The organism is Staphylococcus sp. AtDRG32, from assembly GCF_004365845.1.
GTDB classification, from domain to species: Bacteria; Bacillota; Bacilli; order Staphylococcales; family Staphylococcaceae; genus Staphylococcus; species Staphylococcus hominis.
The window spans coordinates 388,144-409,811 of the sequence record NZ_SODE01000001.1 but is presented as its reverse complement, the minus strand read 5'-3'; the positions used below and the strand labels follow the sequence as shown (position 1 = coordinate 409,811).

Here is a 21,668-nt window from a genome sequence, read left to right as displayed (position 1 = left end):
TCAGGCAGAAAGAGTGGGCATATACCCGCTCTTTTCTATTTGCCAAAAAAGGAGGCCTGTATGAGTAAAATTACTGAAGAAGTAGAAACTATCATTACTCCCATTTTAGATGATTTAAACTTTGAATTAGTTGATGTTGAATATGCAAAAGAAGGCAAAGATCGTTTTTTGAGAATCTCTATTGATAAAGAAGGTGGCGTAGATTTAAATGATTGTACGCTTGCTTCTGAAAAAATAAGTGAAGCAATGGATCAAAATGATCCTATTCCTGAAATGTATTATCTTGATGTAGCTTCACCTGGAGCTGAACGTCCACTAAAAAAAGAAAAAGATTATCAAAATGCGATAGAGCAACCTGTATTTGTATCTCTTTATGCGCCAATTGAAGGTGATAAAGAATGGTTAGGTATTCTGAAGTCTGTCGATGATGACACAATAACTATGGAAGTTAAAGAAAAATCAAAGAAAAAAACAATTGAGATACCAAGAAATAAAATTGCAAAAGCACGTCACGCTGTAATGATTTAACGTGATGAGGAGGAATAATTGTGGCAAGTAATGAATTATTATTAGCAACTGAATACTTAGAAAAGGAAAAGAAAATTCCAAGAGAAGTTTTGATTGATGCAATTGAAGCAGCTTTAATTACTGCATATAAGAAAAATTATGATAGTGCTAGAAACGTTCGTGTAGAATTAAATATGGATGAAGGCACATTTAAAGTCATCGCACGTAAAGAAGTTGTAGAAGAAGTATTTGATGATCGTGAAGAAGTTGATTTAAGCACTGCTTTAGTTAAAAATCCTGCTTATGAAATAGGTGATATTTACGAAGAAGATGTCACACCTAAAGACTTTGGTCGTGTTGGTGCACAGGCTGCTAAACAAGCAGTAATGCAACGTCTAAGAGATGCTGAAAGAGAAATTTTATACTCTGAGTTTATTGATAAAGAAGAAGATATTTTAACAGGTGTGATTGATCGTGTTGATCATCGATATGTGTATGTTAATTTAGGTAGAATCGAAGCGGTTTTATCTGAAGCTGAAAGAAGTCCTAATGAGACATACGTTCCAAATGAAAGAATTAAAGTCTATGTTAATAAAGTAGAGCAAACAACAAAAGGTCCACAAATTTATGTGTCAAGAAGTCATCCGGGTTTATTAAAACGTTTATTTGAACAAGAAGTCCCAGAAATTTATGATGGAACTGTTATTGTGAAATCAGTTGCACGTGAAGCAGGAGATCGTTCTAAAATTAGTGTATACTCTGAAAATCCAGATATAGATGCAGTGGGAGCTTGTGTAGGTGCAAAAGGTTCACGTGTTGAAGCGGTTGTTGAAGAATTAGGTGGGGAAAAAATCGATATTGTTCAATGGGATGAAGATCCAAACGTTTTTGTACGTAATGCTTTAAGCCCATCACAAGTTTTAGAAGTTATTGTTGATGAAGATAACCAATCTACTGTAGTGGTAGTACCTGATTATCAATTATCATTAGCTATTGGTAAACGAGGACAAAATGCGCGCTTAGCTGCCAAACTGACAGGATGGAAAATTGATATTAAATCTGAAACAGATGCTCGCGAAGCAGGGATTTATCCTATAATTGAATCTGAAGAAAAAGCTGATGAAATAGTATTTTCTGAAGATAAAGATATTGAAATTGATGACATCAATTTAGAAGAAACAAACTTAACAACAGCTGAATTATCAGCGGAAGTTGATGAAACTTCAAATGAAGCACAAGACGCTTCAGATAATAAAGAAGAACATTAATACGTTTAAGCATGTGGGGTGAGTAGTAAATGAAGAAGAAGAAAATTCCAATGCGCAAATGCATCATCACGAATGAAATGCGTCCTAAAAAAGACATGATTCGAGTAGTAATTAATAAAGAAGGCGAAATTTTCGCTGATGGTACTGGAAAACAACAAGGTAGAGGTGCATATGTTTCAAAAGATGTTAAAAGCGTAGAAGATGCTCAAAAAAATGGTGTACTCGAGAAATATTTTAATGAAAGTCCTGAAAAATTAGATCCTGTATATAAAGAAGTAATTCGATTAATTTATAGAGAAGAGATTCCTAAATGACAAAAGAACAGATATTTAATTTTTTAGGCTTAGCGATGAGAGCTAGAAAAGTTAAAGTTGGAGAATCAGTACTCATATCAGAAATAAAAAAACGTAATATTAAGCTTGTGATTTTATCTACTGATGCTTCAGATAACGCTAAAAAGAATATAAAGAATAAATGTGACACATATCATGTTCCATTTAGAGTTTTCGGTACGAGAGTAGAATTAGGACAATCATTAGGCAAAGAAGAACGTGTAAATGTTGGCGTAACAGATTCAGGTTTTGCCAAAAAACTTATGTCGATGATTGATGAATATTGTAAGGAGTGATTATATGAGTAAAAAGAGAATTTACGAATATGCGAAAGAAGTAAATGTTAAAAGTAAAGAGATTATAGATGAGTTAAAGAAAATGGACGTTGAAGTATCCAATCACATGCAAGCATTAGAAGATGACCAAATTAAGATGCTTAATAAAAAGTTCAAATCATCAAAAAATGAAGAAAATAAAAAACAAAACACTCAAAATAATCACCAAAAACAGCAAAATAAAAAAGATAATAATCAAAACAAATCTAATTCAAAGAAAAAAAACAATAAAAATAGCAAAAACAATAAAAACAACAAAAATAATAAAAAAGGTAAGAATAACAAACCTGCTGCTGAACCCAAAGAAATGCCTTCAAAAATCACGTACGAGGAAGGTATTACAGTAGGAGAACTTGCTGATAAATTAAATATCGAATCATCTGACATTATTAAAAAATTATTTTTATTAGGTATTGTTGCTAACATTAACCAATCATTAGATGAAGAAACATTAGAACTTATCGCAGATGATTATGGTGTTGAAATTGAAAAAGAAGTTGTTGTTAATGAAGAAGACCTAACAACTTATTTTGATGATGAAGAAGACGACCCAGATGCAATTGAACGACCAGCAGTTGTAACAATTATGGGACACGTTGACCATGGTAAAACAACATTACTAGACTCAATTAGAAATACTAAAGTAACAGCAGGAGAAGCAGGCGGTATCACACAACACATTGGCGCATATCAAATTGAAAATAATGGTAAAAAAATTACTTTCTTAGATACACCTGGACATGCAGCTTTCACAACAATGCGTGCACGTGGTGCTCAAGTAACAGATATCACTATTTTAGTAGTAGCAGCAGATGATGGCGTTATGCCTCAAACAATTGAAGCAATTAACCATGCTAAAGAAGCGGATGTACCAACAATTGTTGCGGTCAACAAAGTTGATAAACCAACTGCAAATCCAGACCGAGTGATGCAAGAGTTAACTGAATATGGTTTAATTCCAGAAGATTGGGGTGGCGACACAATCTTTGTACCACTTTCAGCATTAAATGGTGATGGTATTGATGACTTATTAGAAATGATTGGTTTAGTTGCCGAAGTACAAGAATTAAAAGCTAATCCTGATAAGCAAGCAGTAGGTACTGTTATTGAAGCAGAATTAGATAAATCACGTGGACCAGCTGCGTCATTATTAGTTCAAAATGGTACGTTGCATGTAGGTGATTCAATTGTAGTTGGTAATACGTATGGTCGCGTAAGAGCTATGGTAAATGATTTGGGTCAAAGAATCAAAACAGCTGGGCCTTCTACACCGGTTGAAATTACTGGTATTAACGATGTACCTCAAGCAGGTGACCGCTTCGTTATTTTCAAAGATGAAAAACAAGCGCGTCGTATTGGTGAAGCTCGTCATGAAGCAAATGTGATTCAACAACGTCAAGAAAGCAAAAATGTTTCATTAGACAATTTATTCGAACAAATGAAACAAGGCGAAATGAAAGATCTTAATGTCATTATTAAAGGCGATGTACAAGGTTCTGTAGAAGCTTTAGCTGCATCTCTTATGAAAATTGATGTTGAAGGCGTAAATGTTCGTATTATTCATACAGCTGTAGGGGCAATCAATGAATCAGATGTTACATTAGCTAATGCCTCAAATGGTATTATTGTTGGATTTAACGTACGTCCTGATGCAGGTGCGAAACGTGCAGCAGAAGCTGAAAATGTTGATATGCGTCTTCATAGAGTCATCTATAATGTTATAGAAGAAATTGAATCAGCGATGAAAGGTTTATTAGATCCTGAATTTGAAGAACAAGTTATCGGACAAGCTGAAGTACGTCAAACATTCAAAGTTTCAAAAGTTGGAACAATTGCCGGTAGTTACGTAACTGAAGGTAAAATCACTCGTAACGCAGGCGTACGTGTCATTCGTGATGGTATCGTTCAATTCGAAGGTGAACTTGATACGTTAAAACGTTTTAAAGATGACGCTAAAGAAGTATCACAAGGTTACGAATGTGGTATTACAATTGCAAACTTTAATGACATTAAAGAAGGTGACATTATTGAAGCATTCGAAATGGTAGAAATTGAAAGATAACTCATTTGTAAAGAGCTGAAGTGTATATGATATAGGTAGCCACTTTAGCCTTCTTTTCTAAATATATGTTAAATAATAAAGAGGTGACATATCCATGAGTAATATGAGAGCTGAACGTGTTGGCGAACAAATGAAAAAAGAAGTTATGGATATCATTAATAATAAAGTTAAAGATCCAAGAGTAGGATTTATTACTATTACTGACGTTGAATTAACAAATGATTTATCACAAGCCAAAGTTTTTTTAACAGTGCTTGGCAATAAAAAGGAAGTTAATGATACGTTTAAAGCTTTAGATAAAGCAAAAGGATTCATTAAATCTGAGCTAGGTTCAAGAATGAGATTACGTATAGTACCAGAGTTATTCTTTGAATATGATGAATCAATTGAATACGGTAATAAAATTGAAAAAATGATTCAAGATTTACACAAACAAGATAAATAATACTTTATCATTGTTATTAATCAGTGACATTCAATCAAATAACTTCAGAAAAAGAAATTTAGATGTAACATATAATGGGGGTAGGACGATAACATTTACATGAATTCAGTCCTACTCCTTTTTATATGATTAATACTGATAAAACATGGATAAGACATTAGATGATTTAATAATACATAGTGAGACATAATAAACTAAAGGGTGTGAAAAAATGTACAACGGTATATTACCAGTGTATAAAGAGCGTGGTTTAACCAGTCATGATGTTGTATTTAAACTTAGAAAAATCTTAAAAACTAAAAAGATAGGTCATACTGGAACATTAGATCCTGAAGTTTCAGGTGTACTACCTATCTGTATAGGGACAGCAACAAGAGTGAGCGACTATGTCATGGATATGGGGAAATCTTATCAAGCAACCATTACATTAGGTGAAAGTACGACAACTGAAGATCAAACTGGAGAAGTAATAGAAAAAGTAAATATAGCGGCGAATACGATTACTTCTATAGAAGTTGATTGTGTTTTAGAAGAATTTAAAGGAGTAATAGAGCAGCTTCCTCCAATGTATTCCTCTGTAAAAGTAAATGGAAAAAAATTATATGAATATGCTAGAAAAGGAGAAACTATTGAACGGCCAAAACGACAAGTTAAAATTGATGAAATTGAACGAATATCTGATTTAACATTTATAGAACAAACATGTCATTTTGATATAAAAGTAACGTGTGGAAAAGGTACCTATATCAGAACGTTAGCAACAGATATTGGCAAAGCTTTAGGTTATCCTGCTCATATGTCGTTGTTAACTCGTATAAATTCGGGTGGATTTAATATAAATGAGAGTTTATCACTTGAAAAAATTTCTGAATTACATGAGCATGAAACATTACAACATTATCTATTTCCTATAGAATATGGTTTGAAAAGTTTACAACATGTAGTCATTGATGATGACACTTTAAAGTATAGAATCTTAAATGGTCAAAAACTCCTAAAAAAAGATTTTACTCTATCATTAGAAAAGCAATTTGTGTTTATTGATAAGATAAGTGAAAAAGCATTAGCCATTTATGAACATCATCCTGACAAAATTAACGAAATAAAGCCTAAAAAAGTATTTAATTAAAGGAGCCTTTGATTGATATGAAAGTGATAGAAATAACACATCCAATACAAAATGAACAACTCATAAAAGAAGATGTTGCAATGGCATTTGGTTTTTTTGACGGTATGCATCGTGGTCACAGTAAAGTATTTGAAGCATTAGATATACGTGCAAAAGAAAAAAATTTAAAAAAGGCAGTAACAACATTTGATCCGCATCCATCAGTAGTATTAAATCCTGAACGTAAACGTACAGATTACTTAACGCCACTATCTGATAAATTAGAAATGATAGAACAGCATGATATTGATTATTGTATTGTTATCAATTTCTCATCACGTTTTGCTAACGTCACAGCTGAAGAGTTTATCAAAGACTATATTATTAATAATCATGTTAAAGAAGTTGTTGCAGGATTTGATTTTACATTTGGTAAATTTGGTAAAGGAAATATGGCCGTGTTAAATGAAATAGATGAATTTAATACTACAATAGTCGGTAAATTAGATTTAGATTCTGAAAAAATTTCAACAACATCAATTAGACAAGCGTTACATGAAGGCAATCTACAAAAAGCTAATGATGAATTAGGTTATTTATATCGAATTAAAGGTACAGTTGTTCAAGGAGAAAAAAGAGGTCGAACAATCGGTTTTCCAACAGCTAATGTCCAACCTAGCGATGATTATGTACTTCCTAAAAAAGGGGTATATGCGGTAAGTATTGAAATAGGTGCCGAACACAAAATATATCGTGGGGTAGCTAACGTAGGTGTTAAGCCGACATTCCACGATCCATCTAAAGCAGAAGTGGTGATAGAGGTGAATATTTTTGATTTTGAAGAAAATATTTATGGAGAACGTGTAATCGTATATTGGCACCATTATTTAAGACCAGAGGTAAAATTTGATGGTATAGATGCTTTAGTCAGTCAAATGAATGATGATAAAGAACGTGCAAAATATCTTTTAGCAGTTGATTTTGGTGATGATGTATCGTATAATATTTAAAGTTGAGTTTTTGAAAAACTTATTACTATTGAATCCTTTATCTTGGCAGGTTGAAACTCCGACGCCTTGCTCAGATTAAGGTGTAAACAAAAATTAGGAGGAATTTAATTATGGCTATTACTCAAGAACGTAAAAATGAAATTATTAAAGAATATCGTGTACACGAAACAGATACTGGTTCACCAGAAGTACAAATCGCTGTTTTAACTGCAGAAATCACTGCATTAAATGAACACTTACGTGAACACAAAAAAGATCACCATTCACGCCGTGGATTATTAAAAATGGTTGGTCGTCGTAGACATTTATTAAACTACTTACGTAGTAAAGATATTCAACGTTACCGTGAATTAATTAAATCATTAGGTATTCGTCGTTAATTTTAAATATATTGAAGGGAAAGCACCATTTAGATTGGTACTTTCCTTTTTTGTATTTTTATCATAAACACTAATATAAAAATATATAAATAAATGATATGATGTAAGTATTAGATTTCAGAGAGGAGATTCATAATGTCTCAAGAAAAGAAAGTGTTCAAAACCGAATGGGCTGGAAGATCGTTAACGATTGAGACAGGTCAATTAGCGAAACAAGCTAATGGTGCAGTTTTAGTACGTTATGGTGATACTGTTGTATTATCTACAGCAGTTGCTTCTAAAGAGCCACGTGATGGTGATTTTTTCCCCTTAACAGTTAACTATGAAGAAAAAATGTATGCGGCTGGTAAAATTCCAGGTGGATTTAAAAAACGCGAAGGTCGTCCTGGAGATGAAGCGACACTTACTGCACGTTTAATTGATAGACCAATTAGACCATTATTCCCTAAAGGTTATCGACATGACGTTCAAATTATGAATACTGTATTAAGTGCGGACCCAGACTGCTCCCCAGAAATGGCAGCAATGATTGGATCGTCAATGGCATTGAGCGTGTCTGATATTCCATTCCAAGGACCAATTGCCGGTGTTAATGTAGGATATATTGATGGAACATACGTGATTAATCCAACACTTGAACAAAAAGAAGTATCTCGTTTAGATTTAGAAGTTGCTGGTCATAAAGATGCTGTAAATATGGTTGAAGCAGGTGCGAGTGAAATTACAGAACAAGAAATGCTTGAAGCGATTTTCTTTGGTCATGAAGAGATAAAACGCTTAGTTGCTTTCCAAGAAGAAGTTGTTGAGCATATTCAACCTGTAAAAAAAGAATTTATTCCCGTTGAACGTGATGAAGAATTAGTACAACGAGTAAAATCTTTAACGGAAGAAAAAGGATTAAAAGAAACTGTATTAACATTTGACAAACAACAACGTGATGAAAATTTAGATGCACTTAAAGCAGAAATCGCTACTGAATTTGTAGACGAAGCGGACCCAGAAAATGAGTTGCTTATCGATGAAGTATATGCAATCTTAAATGATTTAGTAAAAGAAGAAGTTCGTCGATTAATTGCAGATGAAAAAATTAGACCTGATGGACGTAAACCAGATGAAATTCGTCCGCTTGAATCAGAAGTTGGTTTATTACCACGTGCACATGGTTCTGGATTGTTTACCCGTGGACAAACTCAAGCATTATCTGTACTTACTTTAGGAGCATTAGGAGACTATCAACTTATTGATGGATTAGGACCTGAAATTGAAAAACGTTTTATGCACCACTATAATTTTCCTAATTTCTCAGTAGGTGAAACGGGTCCAGTAAGAGCGCCAGGTCGTCGTGAAATTGGTCACGGTGCACTAGGTGAAAGAGCACTTAGATATATCATTCCTGACACTACAGAGTTTCCTTACACAATTCGTATTGTGAGTGAAGTATTAGAGTCAAATGGCTCATCTTCACAAGCTTCAATTTGTGGATCAACATTAGCGTTAATGGATGCTGGTGTACCTATTAAAGCTCCAGTAGCCGGTATTGCTATGGGTCTTGTCACTCGTGAAGACAGTTATACAATTTTAACTGATATTCAAGGTATGGAAGATGCCTTAGGTGATATGGACTTCAAAGTTGCTGGAACTAAAGAGGGTATTACTGCGATTCAAATGGATATCAAAATTGATGGTTTAACACGTGAAGTGATTGAAGAAGCTCTTGAACAAGCTCGTCAAGGTCGTTTAGCTATTATGGATCATATGTTACAAACAATCGATCAACCACGTAGTGAATTAAGTGCATATGCACCTAAGGTAGAAATTATGCATATCAAACCTGAAAAAATTCGTGATGTCATTGGTCCGGGTGGTAAAAAAATTAATGAAATTATTGACGAAACTGGCGTTAAGTTAGATATTGAACAAGATGGTACTATCTTTATTGGCGCTGTTGATCAAGAAATGATAAATAGAGCTCGAGAAATTATTAATGAAATTACACGCGAAGCTGAAGTGGGTCAAGTATATCATGCAAAAGTTAAGCGTATTGAAAAATATGGTGCTTTTGTAGAATTATTCCCAGGTAAAGATGCTTTATTACACATTTCTCAAATTTCTAAAGATAGAATAAATAAAGTTGAAGACGTTTTAAAAATCGGTGATACGATTGAAGTTAAAATTACAGAAATTGATAAACAAGGCCGTGTAAATGCGTCTCATAAAGTTTTAGATGAATAAATGGATGAAGTTAAGGTTAGGACAAAATGAAGTCCTAACCTTCTTTATATATATAAAGAATGGTTTTATGAAAGTATATATTTTTTATTAAAGGTCTTTTACTCCTTAGTTACAACACACTTTAATAGTGTACATCCTTCGTAAATTAAATTATAATAAATTATGAGTTTATATGGACGGGAATTAATTATAGGAGGTAACATTTTGAGTTTAGTAAAGAAAAAGAATGACGATATTCGCATTATTCCACTTGGGGGCGTAGGCGAAATCGCTAAAAATATGTATATCGTCGAAGTAGACGATGAGATGTTTATGTTAGATGCGGGATTAATGTTTCCTGAAGATGAGATGTTAGGAGTAGATATTGTTATTCCTGACATCCAATATGTAGTAGAAAACAAAGATAAATTAAAAGGGATATTTTTAAGCCATGGCCATGAACATGCAATTGGTGCAGTGAGTTATATTTTAGAGCAAGTTGATGCACCAATTTATGGATCAAAACTTACTTTAGCTTTAGTTAAAGAAAGTATCAAAAAAAGAAATATAAAGAAAAAAGTACGATATTATACTGTGAATCATGATTCAGTGATGAGATTTAAAAACGTCAATATTACTTTCTTTAATACATCACATAGTATTCCAGATAGTTTAGGTATCTGTATTCATACTTCATACGGTTCAATTGTATATACAGGTGAATTTAAATTTGACCAAAGTTTACAAGGGCATTATGCTCCTGATATGAAACGCATGGCTGAAATCGGAGAAGAAGGTGTTTTTGCTTTGATTAGTGATTCAACTGAAGCAGAAAAACCTGGTTATAATACTCCAGAAAATGTCATAGAATCGCATATTTATGATGCATTTGCTAAAGTAAAAGGACGCTTAATTGTTTCATGCTATGCATCGAATTTTATTAGAATTCAACAAGTATTAAATGTTGCTAGTAAATTAAATCGTAAAGTATCTTTCTTAGGAAAATCTCTTGAAAGTTCATTTAATACTGCACGAAAAATGGGATATTTTGATATTCCTAAAGATTTATTGCTTCCAATCAATGAAGTTGAAAATTATCCTAAAAATGAAGTCGTTATTATAGCAACAGGTATGGAAGGCGAACCTATTGAAGCGTTAAGTCAAATGGCCCAACATAAACATAAAATTTTAAATATTGAAGAGGGCGATTCAGTTTACTTAGCCATCACTGCTTCAGCAAATATGGAAGTTATTATAGCCAATACGTTAAATGAACTTGTTCGAGCAGGTGCACATATTATTCCAAATAATAAAAAAATTCATGCCTCTAGTCATGGTTGTATGGAAGAATTAAAAATGATGATTAATATTATGAAACCTGAATACTTTATTCCTGTTCAAGGTGAATTTAAAATGCAAATTGCTCATGCAAAATTAGCAAATGAAGCAGGTGTTGCACCTGAAAAGATTTTCCTTGTCGAAAAAGGTGATGTGATTCATTTTGATGGCTCACACATGGTATTAAATGAAAAAGTAAATTCAGGTAATATTCTTATCGATGGTATAGGTGTAGGAGACGTTGGAAATATTGTGTTAAGAGATCGTCATCTTCTTGCAGAAGATGGTATCTTTATTGCAGTAGTAACATTAGACCCTAAAAATAGACGTATAGCTGCTGGACCTGAAATTCAATCACGCGGATTCGTTTACGTACGTGAAAGTGAAGAATTAATGAAAGAAGCGGAAGATAAAGTTCGAGAAATTGTGGAAGCTGGACTACAAGAAAAACGCATTGAGTGGTCTGAAATTAAACAAAATATGCGCGACCAAATTAGCAAGCTTTTATTTGAAAGTACAAAACGTCGCCCAATGATTATTCCAGTTATTTCTGAAATTTAAGAGACATACATTTAATAAAGAGGTCGGGACAATATCACTTTTATAAAATAATTAAAAATATAAACGTTTATCATTCTTATTTATAGATTCATTGATGTATTAAATTGAAAGTATATAAAAGATAAGACATTTACCCTAACTTTTATAGTGAACTCTATAAATTTAAAAGATGATTTGACTCATTTATTTTTAATGATTTTAAAATGGGCTTAAGAGTCTATGTGATATATATTGTCTCAACCTCTTTCATACTTTTAACTCTAAAACATAACTTACATTTTTTTATATTTTTGAAAATGTCATTATTATAATTAAAAATAAAAGAAGGTGTAACATTTGCCACGAACTAAGAAAAAAACAACGACTAGAAAAACCAATTCAAAGACGAAAACGAAAGCACGCCAATCTAAAAAGAAAAAGCAACAAAAAACAGATAGTTCTATAAGGTATATTATTACTATTATAATTGTGGTTATATCTATTTTAGGAATATTTCAATTAGGGCTTGTTGGTAGAATGATTGATAGCTTTTTCAATTATTTATTTGGCGCAAGTCGTTACCTTACATATATTTTAGTAAGTTTAATTACGATTTATATTGCAATGCAAAGACATTTTCCAAAAACTCGTCGTACGTTCGGTCTCATTTTATTACAATTTGTATTACTGATTGTTTCTCAACTCATTTATTATTTTTCTAAAGGAGAAGTTGCGAAAAGAGAACCGGTATTGTCTTACGTCTATAAATCTTATGAACATACTCATTTTCCAAATTTCGGTGGAGGTATTATAGGTTTTTATTTATTAAAATTATTTGTACCTTTAATCTCTATTGCTGGGATTATCATTGTGACTTTGATTTTACTGATATCAAGTTTTATCCTATTACTAAAATTACATCATAGAGATGTGGCGAGAAGCACAATTGATTATTTTAAACGTTCTACTCAGAGTGCTTCATCTACTCTAAAAGAAAAAAGAGAAGCAAATAAAATTAGAAGAGAAGAACGATTACGTGAAAAAGAAGAACAGCGTCAAGCATTGGCACATCAAAGAGAATTAGAAGAACAACAAAGGAAAGATGAAGTCATTAAAGATGTGAGTGATTTCCCAGAAGTGAAACAACAACATAAAGATATTCCTATATATAGTCATCATGCAGCAACGGAAGAAGAAAAAGTACGACCTAAACGTAAAAAACGTCAATTTGACATAGACCATCAAGATAAAGAACCTACTCATGTATCTTCATCAAATTCTATGAAAAAAGATAAAATAAAACACGTCTCTAATGATAACGATACGAATAATAGTTCAATCATAGAAGCGGGAGAAGTTGGCAATGTAGCCTATCACATTCCTCCTTTATCATTACTTAAACAGCCAACAAAACAAACGACAACTTCAAGAGCTGAAGTACAACGTAAAGGTCAAATATTAGAATCAACCATGAAAAATTTTGGAGTTAATGCTAAAGTGACTCAAATTAAAATTGGACCGGCTGTCACTCAATATGAAGTTCAACCCGCTCAAGGTGTTAAAGTAAATAAAATCGTTAATTTACATAATGATATAGCTTTAGCACTTGCTGCGAAAGACATTCGTATTGAAGCGCCTATACCTGGACGTTCAGCTGTAGGTATTGAGGTTCCAAATGATAAAATTTCTTTAGTTACGCTAAAAGAAGTTTTAGAATCTAAGTTTCCAGCAAAAAATAAATTAGAAGTCGGTTTAGGACGAGACATTTCCGGAGAACCAATGACTATTGAATTGAATGAAACACCTCACTTATTAGTGGCTGGTTCTACAGGTAGTGGTAAGTCAGTATGTATTAACGGTATTATTACGAGCATTTTATTAAATGCTAAGCCACACGAGGTAAAATTAATGTTAATTGATCCTAAAATGGTAGAATTAAATGTATATAATGGAGTTCCACATTTATTAATACCTGTAGTAACAAATCCTCATAAAGCATCACAGGCATTAGAGAAAATTGTTGCTGAAATGGAACGTCGTTACGATTTATTTCAACATTCGTCTACTAGAAACATTGAAGGATACAATCAATTTATAAGACGTCAAAATGAAGAACTTGATGAAAAGCAATCAGAACTTCCTTATATCGTTGTCATTGTTGATGAATTAGCAGATTTAATGATGGTAGCAGGAAAAGAAGTTGAAAATGCAATACAGCGTATTACACAAATGGCTCGTGCAGCGGGCATACATTTAATTGTAGCAACACAACGTCCTTCTGTAGATGTTATCACGGGTATTATTAAAAATAATATTCCTTCAAGGATTGCATTTGCTGTAAGTTCACAAACAGATTCTAGAACAATCATAGGCTCTGGAGGAGCAGAGAAATTATTAGGTAAAGGTGACATGCTTTATGTTGGTAATGGTGAATCTACACAGACACGTGTTCAAGGTGCATTTTTAAGTGATCAAGAAGTACAAGAAGTTGTAAATTATGTAGTTGAACAACAAAAAGCAAATTACGTAAAAGAAATGGAACCTGACGCCCCTGTAGAAAAATCAGAAATGAAAAGTGAAGATACACTATATGATGACGCATACGCTTTTGTAATTGAGAAACAAAAAGCAAGTACGTCGCTTTTACAAAGACAATTCAGAATTGGATATAATCGTGCTTCAAGATTAATGGACGATTTAGAGAGAAATAATGTTATTGGTCCACAAAAAGGCAGTAAACCAAGACAAGTTTTAATAGATTTTGAGAATGAAGAGGTGTGAGTATGACTGAATTAAACTCGGTTTTTAAAGTAAAAGAATATATTTTTAAAAAAATAAAAAATCATTCTTTGAAACCTGGTGATAAACTTCCTAGCAATTTATCTATTGCTAGAGAAGTTAACGTTAAAACAGATGATGTCTATGAAGCGATTGGAGAACTTATTATTGAACAAGTTTTAACTGATAATTTTGAGGAAGGAACAAGTATAAAGGCTCTACGTCCCTTTTATTATCCTTTAAATAAATTATTTAGTATTAGTGAAATGATTAAAAAAGCGGGATATGAAGCAAGTACAGAATATTTAAGTTTAGAGCAACAACCCGCTTCTTTATTGGATGCAAAAATGTTAGATATTGAAGATAAACAACCTATAACAATTATTGAAAGACTACGTACTGCGAATCATCAACCAGTTATTTATTGTTTAGATAAGATTGCTGAGCATCATTTAACTTGTACCGAATATCAAGAAAGTGATGGTTCGATGCTTAATGCAATTGAACTTAATACTGGTCATAAGGTAGCTTCTGCTGAAACTGAAATTGAAGCAATCAGTTATGAACCTCATATTTCTAGCATATTGAATGCTGAACCACATGAGGGATTAATGTTATTAAAGGTTGTACATTATGATGAAATGGGTAAACCTATTTTATATTCATTAAATTATATAAAAAGTAGCCTAGTGAAGTTTAAATTAACACGCACAAAAATTTAATAACAGGTAAAGGAGTGATTGATTATTTTGAAACAACATACTAATCATCAAATACATATTGATATTCTTCCGACTGAGAAATTTAAAACAACGATGATCACATTTAAATTTATGGCACCACTTGATTACGAAACAATTACTGCTCGTTCATTACTAAGTAAAGTATTGGTTCGTGCCACAAAAAAATGGCCAACAGATAGATCATTTAATCAACAATTATCAGAGCTTTATGGGGCTTATATTAATAGCTTTGTTTCTAAATTTAAAGATAAACATGTCATTACTATTTCTTTAGAAATTGTAAATGAACGTTATCTTAAAGATACTACACCATTATTTGAAAAAGGTTTAAATTTATTAAAAGAAGTCATCATGAATCCACTTGTTGAGAACAATTCATTCAACTCTACATTTGTTACTCAAGAAAAATCATTATTACATAAAAAAATAGAAGCGATGATTGACAATAAAGCGCAATATTCATTTATTAATTTATTAAAATATATGTTCAAAAGTGAAGCTTATCGTTATTTGGCTATAGGTCAAATAGAAAATATTGCGCGTATTACAAATGAAAGTTTGTATGATACATATAAATCTATGATAAATAATGACATGTGTTCAGTTTATGTAGTGGGAAATGTAAATAAAAAAGAAGTTACATCACTTATAGAAAATTCATTTAGTCTTAGCTCAACTACGTTTGACTTTAATCATAATGTAAATACTGACTGTAACGCCCAATCTACTGAAACAATCATTGAAAAAGATACCGTCGACCAAGCTAAATTAAATTTAGGTTATCGTTTTCCAACTCATTATGGGAATGAAGATTACTATGCACTTGTCGTATTAAATACTATGTTTGGCGGTGATCCTTCTTCAGTACTATTTAATGAAGTACGTGAAAAACAAAGTCTAGCTTATTCTATTCATTCACAATTAGATGGAAAAAATGGCTATTTATTTGTATTAAGTGGTGTATCTGTTGAAAAATACGATACTGCAAAAAACACAATTATTGAAGAATTCGAGAAGTTTAAAGTAGGGGAATTCTCTGAAGAAAAATTAGCATTAGCTAAAAAAATTATCATTTCACAACGACAAGAAATTGCAGATAGACCTAAAGGTATTATTGAAGTTATGCAAAATCAACTACTTTTGAATCAGCCTCAATCAGATAAAGAATACATGGAGTTAATTAATAAAGTGATTAAAGAAGATGTCGTTAAAATGGCAAACCAAGCCTATTTAGATACGATATATGTATTAACGAAAGGAGGTCAATCATAGTGCAAGAACAATATTATGAATTAATTGATGAACGCGTCTATAAACATGAACTAAATAATGGATTACGCTTATTTGTAATTCCTAAAAAAGGATTTCAAAAAACATATGTGACCTATACAACTCAATTTGGTTCGTTGGATAATACATTTAAACCTCATCATAAAGATCAATATGTGACTGTACCAGATGGAGTAGCACATTTTTTAGAGCATAAGTTATTTGAAAAAGACGATGATAAAGATTTATTTACTGCATTTGCCAATGATAATGCTCAAGTCAATGCATTTACAAGTTTTGATCGTACGAGTTATTTGTTTAGTGCAACTGATCAAGTTGAACGTAATATTCTACGTTTACTTGATATGGTAGAAACACCCTATTTTTCAAAAGAAACAGTAGATAAAGAAAAAGGAATTATTGCTGAAGAAATTAAAATGTATCAAGAACAACCAGGATATAAAATTATGTTCAATACATTACGCGCAATGTATCATCATCATCCAATTAAAGTAGATATTGCAGGTAGTGTTGAGAGTATTTATAGTATTACTAAAGATGATTTATACTTATGTTATGAAACGTTTTATCATCCATCTAATATGGTGTTATTTGTCGTAGGAGATGTGGACCCTAAACGTATTTGTAATGTTATTGAAGAACATGAAAATCGTCGTCATAAAACAAATCAACCTTCTATCCAAAGAGGAGCAATAAAAGAACCAAATGAAGTAGTTCAATCATTTGTATCTGAAAAAATGAAATTACAGTCTCCACGTTTAATGTTAGGATTTAAAAATGAACCTTTGAATGAAGCACCTGAGAAATATGTTCAAAAAGATTTAGAAATGACTTTATTTTTTGAACTCGTATTCGGTGAAGAAACAGATTTCTATCAATCTCTTCTTAATGATGATTTAATTGATGATTCATTTGGATATCAATTTGTTCTTGAACCTACTTATAGTTTCTCAATTATTACAAGTGCTACTCATAAACCAGATCAATTAAAGGATAGATTACTTACTGAATTAAAGAAATATAGAGGAAACTTAAAAGATTCAGAAGCGTTTGAATTATTGAAGAAGCAGTTTATTGGTGAATTTATCTCTAGTTTGAATTCCCCAGAATATATTGCAAATCAATATGCAAAATTGTATTTTGAGGGCGTAAGTGTATTTGATATGTTAGATATTGTAGAGAATATCACTTTAGATAGTATTAATGAAACTGCCAAACAATATCTAAATATTGACCGTCTTGTTGATAGCCGTTTGGAGATAGATTAAATATGAAAGCATTAGTATTTGGTGGTTCAGGTAGTATTGGTAGTGCGATTGTAGATCGTTTATTAAAAGATAGATATGAAGTAATACTTCAATATTATCAATCTGATATCTCATCCTTAGAAAAAAAGTATAAAGGTGAAGCCGTAGAATTTATTCAAATGGATTTGACTCATGATATTGATTTTAATGATATATTTAGTCATATAAAACATTTAGACTGTTTAATTTATAGTAGTGGTACATCATTATATGGGATGTTACAAGATATGAAAGATAAAGAGATAGATGAATGTTATCATATTCATGTTAAACAGTTAATTCGATGCTGTCGATATTTCATAGACATATTGAGAAAAAGTACAAATGGTAGAATTATTGTTATCTCATCAATTTGGGGCGAGACGGGAGCAAGTATGGAAACTATTTATTCAGCAATGAAAAGTGCTCAAATTGGATTTGTAAAGGCCCTCAGTCAAGAGCTAGCATTGACGAATGTCACTGTGAATGCTATAGCACCTGGTTTTGTTTCAGGACGTATGGCTAAAGCATTCAGTGATGAAGACAAAGCAGTTATCTTATCTGAACTACCACAACAAAGAATGATAGCTCCACAAGAAGTAGCACACGTGTGCGCTTATTTATGCCATCCTAATGCTAAGAGTATTACAGGAACAGTCCAAAAGGTTAATGGTGGTTGGTATATTTAAAAAGTATCCTAAATTTTAAATGCAGATTTGACGATTCGTTTTTTATAATCAATGATATAATAAATTTAATTATATAAGGGGAATATTTCAAATTGTATTTAAACAAGGGGTGGTTAGATGACTGTCGCTAAAAAAAAGGAATGGTATTTAGAATACGAGATAATTGTTAATCGAGCTGGACTTTTAGGAGACGTATCGAGTTTACTTGGTATGTTAGGAATTAGTATTATTACTATAAATGGTGTTGATCAAGGGCGTCGTGGATTACTTATTAAGACAGATAGTCTTGAAAAAGTCACACGTTTTGAAAATATTATTCATGAATTGAAAGAAATAGAAATAACAAAGTTAAGAATTCCAGAGTTACGTGATCGTTTAGCAGTGCGTCATGGTCGCTATATTGAACAAGATGCAGGTGACAAAAAAACATTTCGTTTTGAACGTGAAGATTTAGGTTTACTTGTCGACTTTTTAGCAGAGTTATTTAAAGAAGATGGTCATAAATTAATAGGTATTAGAGGGATGCCTCGTGTTGGAAAAACAGAATCGATTGTTGCAGGTAGTGTCTGTGCGCATAAACGATGGCTATTTATAAGTTCAACATTAATTAAACAGACAGTTCGTAGTTCTCTTATAAAAGGTGAATATGATGCTAATCATGTTTATATTATTGATGGTGCAGTAACTGCTAGAGAAACAAATCCTAAACATCAACAGTTAGTGGAAGAAGTGATGACTTTACCATCAATAAAAGTAGTTGAGCATCCAGATTTATTTATAGAAACAAATCAATATAGCATCGATGATTTTGATTATATTATCGAGCTACGTGAACATGAGAATCAAAAAATTGAATATGATCATATGAAACAACAAGTTAAACAACAAGCAATTAAAAGCAAAAACACATTAGATTTTGGAGAAGATGTGTTTGGCGGTGGCTTCGGTTTTTTTGAGTAATAAGGGTGGAGGCGTCAAACGTGAAAACAATTGGTGAAACCTTAAAAGGTAGAAGAGAAAGATTAGGAATGACATTAACAGAATTAGAACAACGTACACAATTAAAGCGAGAAACGTTAAAATATATTGAAGAGAATAAATTTGATCAACTTGCCAAAGTGGATTACGCTGAAGGATTTATTAGACGTTATGCAAGTGTAGTTAATATGGATGTAAATCAACTCATTAAAGTGCATCATGAAGAAATTCCTAATCACCACAATCAACTCGATACACTTTTACATCATTATCGACACAACGAAGTGCCCGAATATCGTACTAAAAATAAAGAACCTATTCAATTATTGATTATGATTAGTATTGTTATAATTATTACTTTAATTATATGGGTGTTAGCAGTATTATTAATATAATTTACATATAAATTAAGAAATGAGGTATTAAAATGAATATACCTAACCAGATTACAGTTTTTAGAGTGATTTTGATTCCAGTATTTATATTATTTGCTCTAGTAAACTTTGGTTTTGGAAATGTATCTGTATTAGGTGGCTATGACATAAGAATAGAGCAACTTATTGCTGCTATTATTTTTATTGTAGCTTCTTTAAGTGATTTTTTAGATGGTTATTTAGCAAGAAAATGGCAACTTGTGACAAATATGGGTAAGTTTTTAGATCCATTAGCGGATAAATTATTAGTTTCTAGTGCTCTTATTGTTATGGTTCAATTAGGGCTAACTAATTCAGTTGTAGCAATAATTATCATTGCTCGTGAGTTTGCGGTTACAGGTTTACGTTTACTTCAAATTGAACAAGGGTTTGTGAGTGCAGCAGGCCAATTAGGTAAAATTAAAACAGCTGTTACAATGGTAGCAATTATTTGGATTTTACTTGGTGATTTATTCTCAAATTGGATTGGATTTCAATTAGGACAAGTATTATTATATATTGGCGTATTCTTTACAATATTATCAGGAATTGAATATTTCTATAAAGGTAGAGATGTGTTTAAGCAATAAAAAGTATAATCAAATAAAGTGAAATGTAATGAGAGTCGCATAAAATGACTCTCATTTTTTTGAGTTATTTTTTAGATTATATAATAGATTAAGTATAAAATATGAATTAAGACTAAATAAGGGAGAGGGGCATATGAATACATCTATCATAGCAGTAGGTTCAGAATTATTATTAGGCCAAATAGCAAATACAAATGGCCAATATTTATCAAAACTTTTCAATCAAATTGGAAAGAATATAGTTGAACATACAGTTATTGGTGATAATCCTGATCGTTTAGAATTTATTATTAGAGAAGGACTAAAAAGATTTGACACACTAGTGCTCACGGGTGGATTGGGTCCAACTAAAGACGATTTAACTAAACAAACAGTAGCAAAAGTATTAAATAAAAACTTAGTGACTAATGAAGAAGCATTAAATTATATTGAAGGTTTTTTCAAAGAACAAGGGCAAGAAATGACACCTAATAATAAACAACAAGCACTTGTGATAGAGGGAGCGAAAGTGTTAAAAAATCATTATGGTATGGCTCCAGGCATGTTTATTGAAATGAATGATAAAAAAGTAATTCTGTTACCTGGTCCTCCGAGTGAAATGCAACCTATGGCTAAAAATGAGTTGCTTCCATTACTTATAGATAATGACAATACTATTTTTTCAGAGCAACTTAGATTTGCAGGAATTGGAGAATCGAAAGTTGAAACAGAACTTATGGATTTAATTGAAAAACAAACGAATCCTACGATAGCTCCGTTAGCAGGGAAACATGAAGTATATATTAGATTAACAGCAAATGCTTCTACACAAAGCGAATGTAAAACATTGATTCAACCTATAAAAGAAGAAATTCTAGAACGAATTGGTCAATTTTATTATGGTTCAGATGACACATTGTTAGAACAATCTGTAATGGAACAAATGAATTCTACAGTAAGTATATATGACGGAGTAACTGATGGAGCGATTTATACTCGTTTAAAACGCTTTGATAAACAAAATATATTAAAAGGAATATTACCAGATAATGACATATTTTTAAATCATCATTCAAGTATTGAAATGCAATTAAGAGACGCTGCATCATATGTAAAAGATTTATATAAAACTGAAATGGGTATAGCAATATTACATGAGAAAGAGAATGTTTATCTAGCAATTAATACAAAAGATGATTTTAAAATGACTACATTTAAGATAACGCAATCAAGAAATATACTGCCCAACAGAAGTCAAAATTATGTATTAATAAGATTATTAAATTGGCACTAAAATGTACTTAAATTAAAAAATAGTTATAATTTCAGGGCACATTTGTTCGATTTTTCGGATAGCGTTCTCTTTTTATGCGAACAAATATTCGC

At 31.8% G+C, this 21,668-nt stretch carries 19 protein-coding genes and 1 pseudogene; all 20 read left to right on the top strand.

Features of this window, described 5'->3' with window-relative positions; translation table 11 throughout:
- The first annotated feature begins 60 nt into the window (after positions 1 to 60).
- The 20 genes and pseudogenes from rimP (at position 61) to BDW25_RS01895 (ending at position 21,576) form a co-directional block, all read left to right on the top strand.
- Positions 61 to 528 (top strand): ribosome maturation factor RimP, encoded by a 468-nt coding sequence (gene rimP / locus BDW25_RS01990; protein ID WP_002448726.1) that lies wholly within the window; start codon positions 61 to 63, stop codon positions 526 to 528.
- Between the two features lie 20 nt (positions 529 to 548).
- On the top strand, positions 549 to 1,775 hold the full coding sequence (nusA, locus tag BDW25_RS01985; protein WP_002455412.1) for a transcription termination factor NusA: 1,227 nt from the start codon (positions 549 to 551) through the stop codon (positions 1,773 to 1,775).
- A 29-nt stretch (positions 1,776 to 1,804) separates the two neighbouring features.
- The gene (gene rnpM / locus BDW25_RS01980; protein WP_002448835.1) at positions 1,805 to 2,089 is read left to right on the top strand and encodes an RNase P modulator RnpM; all 285 of its coding nucleotides are present in this window, start codon (positions 1,805 to 1,807) and stop codon (positions 2,087 to 2,089) included.
- Complete coding sequence (locus BDW25_RS01975; protein ID WP_002448860.1) at positions 2,086 to 2,403, top strand: YlxQ family RNA-binding protein; 318 nt, start codon at positions 2,086 to 2,088, stop codon at positions 2,401 to 2,403. Before rnpM ends, BDW25_RS01975 begins: the two co-directional genes overlap by 4 nt.
- Before the next feature lie 4 nt (positions 2,404 to 2,407).
- Complete coding sequence (infB, locus tag BDW25_RS01970) at positions 2,408 to 4,504, top strand: translation initiation factor IF-2 (protein ID WP_002488708.1); 2,097 nt, start codon at positions 2,408 to 2,410, stop codon at positions 4,502 to 4,504.
- A 94-nt stretch (positions 4,505 to 4,598) separates the two neighbouring features.
- Positions 4,599 to 4,949 (top strand): 30S ribosome-binding factor RbfA, encoded by a 351-nt coding sequence (gene rbfA / locus BDW25_RS01965; RefSeq protein ID WP_002448740.1) that lies wholly within the window; start codon positions 4,599 to 4,601, stop codon positions 4,947 to 4,949.
- 211 nt (positions 4,950 to 5,160) lie between these two features.
- Entirely contained in the window at positions 5,161 to 6,078 is a 918-nt protein-coding gene (gene truB, locus BDW25_RS01960) for a tRNA pseudouridine(55) synthase TruB (protein ID WP_002448855.1), read from the top strand.
- 17 nt (positions 6,079 to 6,095) lie between these two features.
- A complete protein-coding gene (gene ribF / locus BDW25_RS01955; RefSeq protein WP_002448787.1) occupies positions 6,096 to 7,067 on the top strand; it encodes a riboflavin biosynthesis protein RibF in 972 nt (323 codons plus the stop codon).
- 110 nt (positions 7,068 to 7,177) lie between these two features.
- Positions 7,178 to 7,447 (top strand): 30S ribosomal protein S15, encoded by a 270-nt coding sequence (rpsO, locus tag BDW25_RS01950; RefSeq protein WP_002448819.1) that lies wholly within the window; start codon positions 7,178 to 7,180, stop codon positions 7,445 to 7,447.
- Between the two features lie 135 nt (positions 7,448 to 7,582).
- On the top strand, positions 7,583 to 9,679 hold the full coding sequence (gene pnp, locus BDW25_RS01945) for a polyribonucleotide nucleotidyltransferase (RefSeq protein ID WP_002448862.1): 2,097 nt from the start codon (positions 7,583 to 7,585) through the stop codon (positions 9,677 to 9,679).
- A gap of 204 nt (positions 9,680 to 9,883) precedes the next feature.
- Complete coding sequence (gene rnjB / locus BDW25_RS01940) at positions 9,884 to 11,557, top strand: ribonuclease J2 (protein ID WP_002488688.1); 1,674 nt, start codon at positions 9,884 to 9,886, stop codon at positions 11,555 to 11,557.
- A gap of 441 nt (positions 11,558 to 11,998) precedes the next feature.
- Entirely contained in the window at positions 11,999 to 14,317 is a 2,319-nt protein-coding gene (locus tag BDW25_RS01935) for a DNA translocase FtsK (RefSeq protein ID WP_481864896.1), read from the top strand.
- 2 nt (positions 14,318 to 14,319) lie between these two features.
- A complete protein-coding gene (locus BDW25_RS01930; RefSeq protein WP_002448813.1) occupies positions 14,320 to 15,036 on the top strand; it encodes a GntR family transcriptional regulator in 717 nt (238 codons plus the stop codon).
- A gap of 21 nt (positions 15,037 to 15,057) precedes the next feature.
- Positions 15,058 to 16,263: pseudogene (gene yfmF, locus BDW25_RS01925) on the top strand (EF-P 5-aminopentanol modification-associated protein YfmF); the annotation flags it as partial.
- 65 nt (positions 16,264 to 16,328) lie between these two features.
- Positions 16,329 to 17,615 (top strand): EF-P 5-aminopentanol modification-associated protein YfmH, encoded by a 1,287-nt coding sequence (yfmH, locus tag BDW25_RS01920; RefSeq protein ID WP_002448796.1) that lies wholly within the window; start codon positions 16,329 to 16,331, stop codon positions 17,613 to 17,615.
- A 2-nt stretch (positions 17,616 to 17,617) separates the two neighbouring features.
- On the top strand, positions 17,618 to 18,322 hold the full coding sequence (gene ymfI, locus BDW25_RS01915; protein ID WP_002448738.1) for an elongation factor P 5-aminopentanone reductase: 705 nt from the start codon (positions 17,618 to 17,620) through the stop codon (positions 18,320 to 18,322).
- Positions 18,323 to 18,439: 117 nt separating this feature from the next.
- Positions 18,440 to 19,282 carry a DUF3388 domain-containing protein gene (locus BDW25_RS01910; RefSeq protein WP_002448864.1) on the top strand — a complete coding sequence of 281 codons (843 nt, stop codon included), beginning with the start codon at positions 18,440 to 18,442 and terminating at the stop codon, positions 19,280 to 19,282.
- Positions 19,283 to 19,302: 20 nt separating this feature from the next.
- Positions 19,303 to 19,695 carry a helix-turn-helix domain-containing protein gene (locus tag BDW25_RS01905; RefSeq protein WP_002448763.1) on the top strand — a complete coding sequence of 131 codons (393 nt, stop codon included), beginning with the start codon at positions 19,303 to 19,305 and terminating at the stop codon, positions 19,693 to 19,695.
- A gap of 32 nt (positions 19,696 to 19,727) precedes the next feature.
- Positions 19,728 to 20,303, top strand: coding sequence for a CDP-diacylglycerol--glycerol-3-phosphate 3-phosphatidyltransferase (pgsA, locus tag BDW25_RS01900; protein WP_002448865.1), 576 nt, complete (start codon positions 19,728 to 19,730; stop codon positions 20,301 to 20,303).
- A gap of 133 nt (positions 20,304 to 20,436) precedes the next feature.
- Positions 20,437 to 21,576 carry a CinA family nicotinamide mononucleotide deamidase-related protein gene (locus BDW25_RS01895; protein ID WP_002448803.1) on the top strand — a complete coding sequence of 380 codons (1,140 nt, stop codon included), beginning with the start codon at positions 20,437 to 20,439 and terminating at the stop codon, positions 21,574 to 21,576.
- The last annotated feature ends 92 nt before the right edge of the window (positions 21,577 to 21,668 follow it).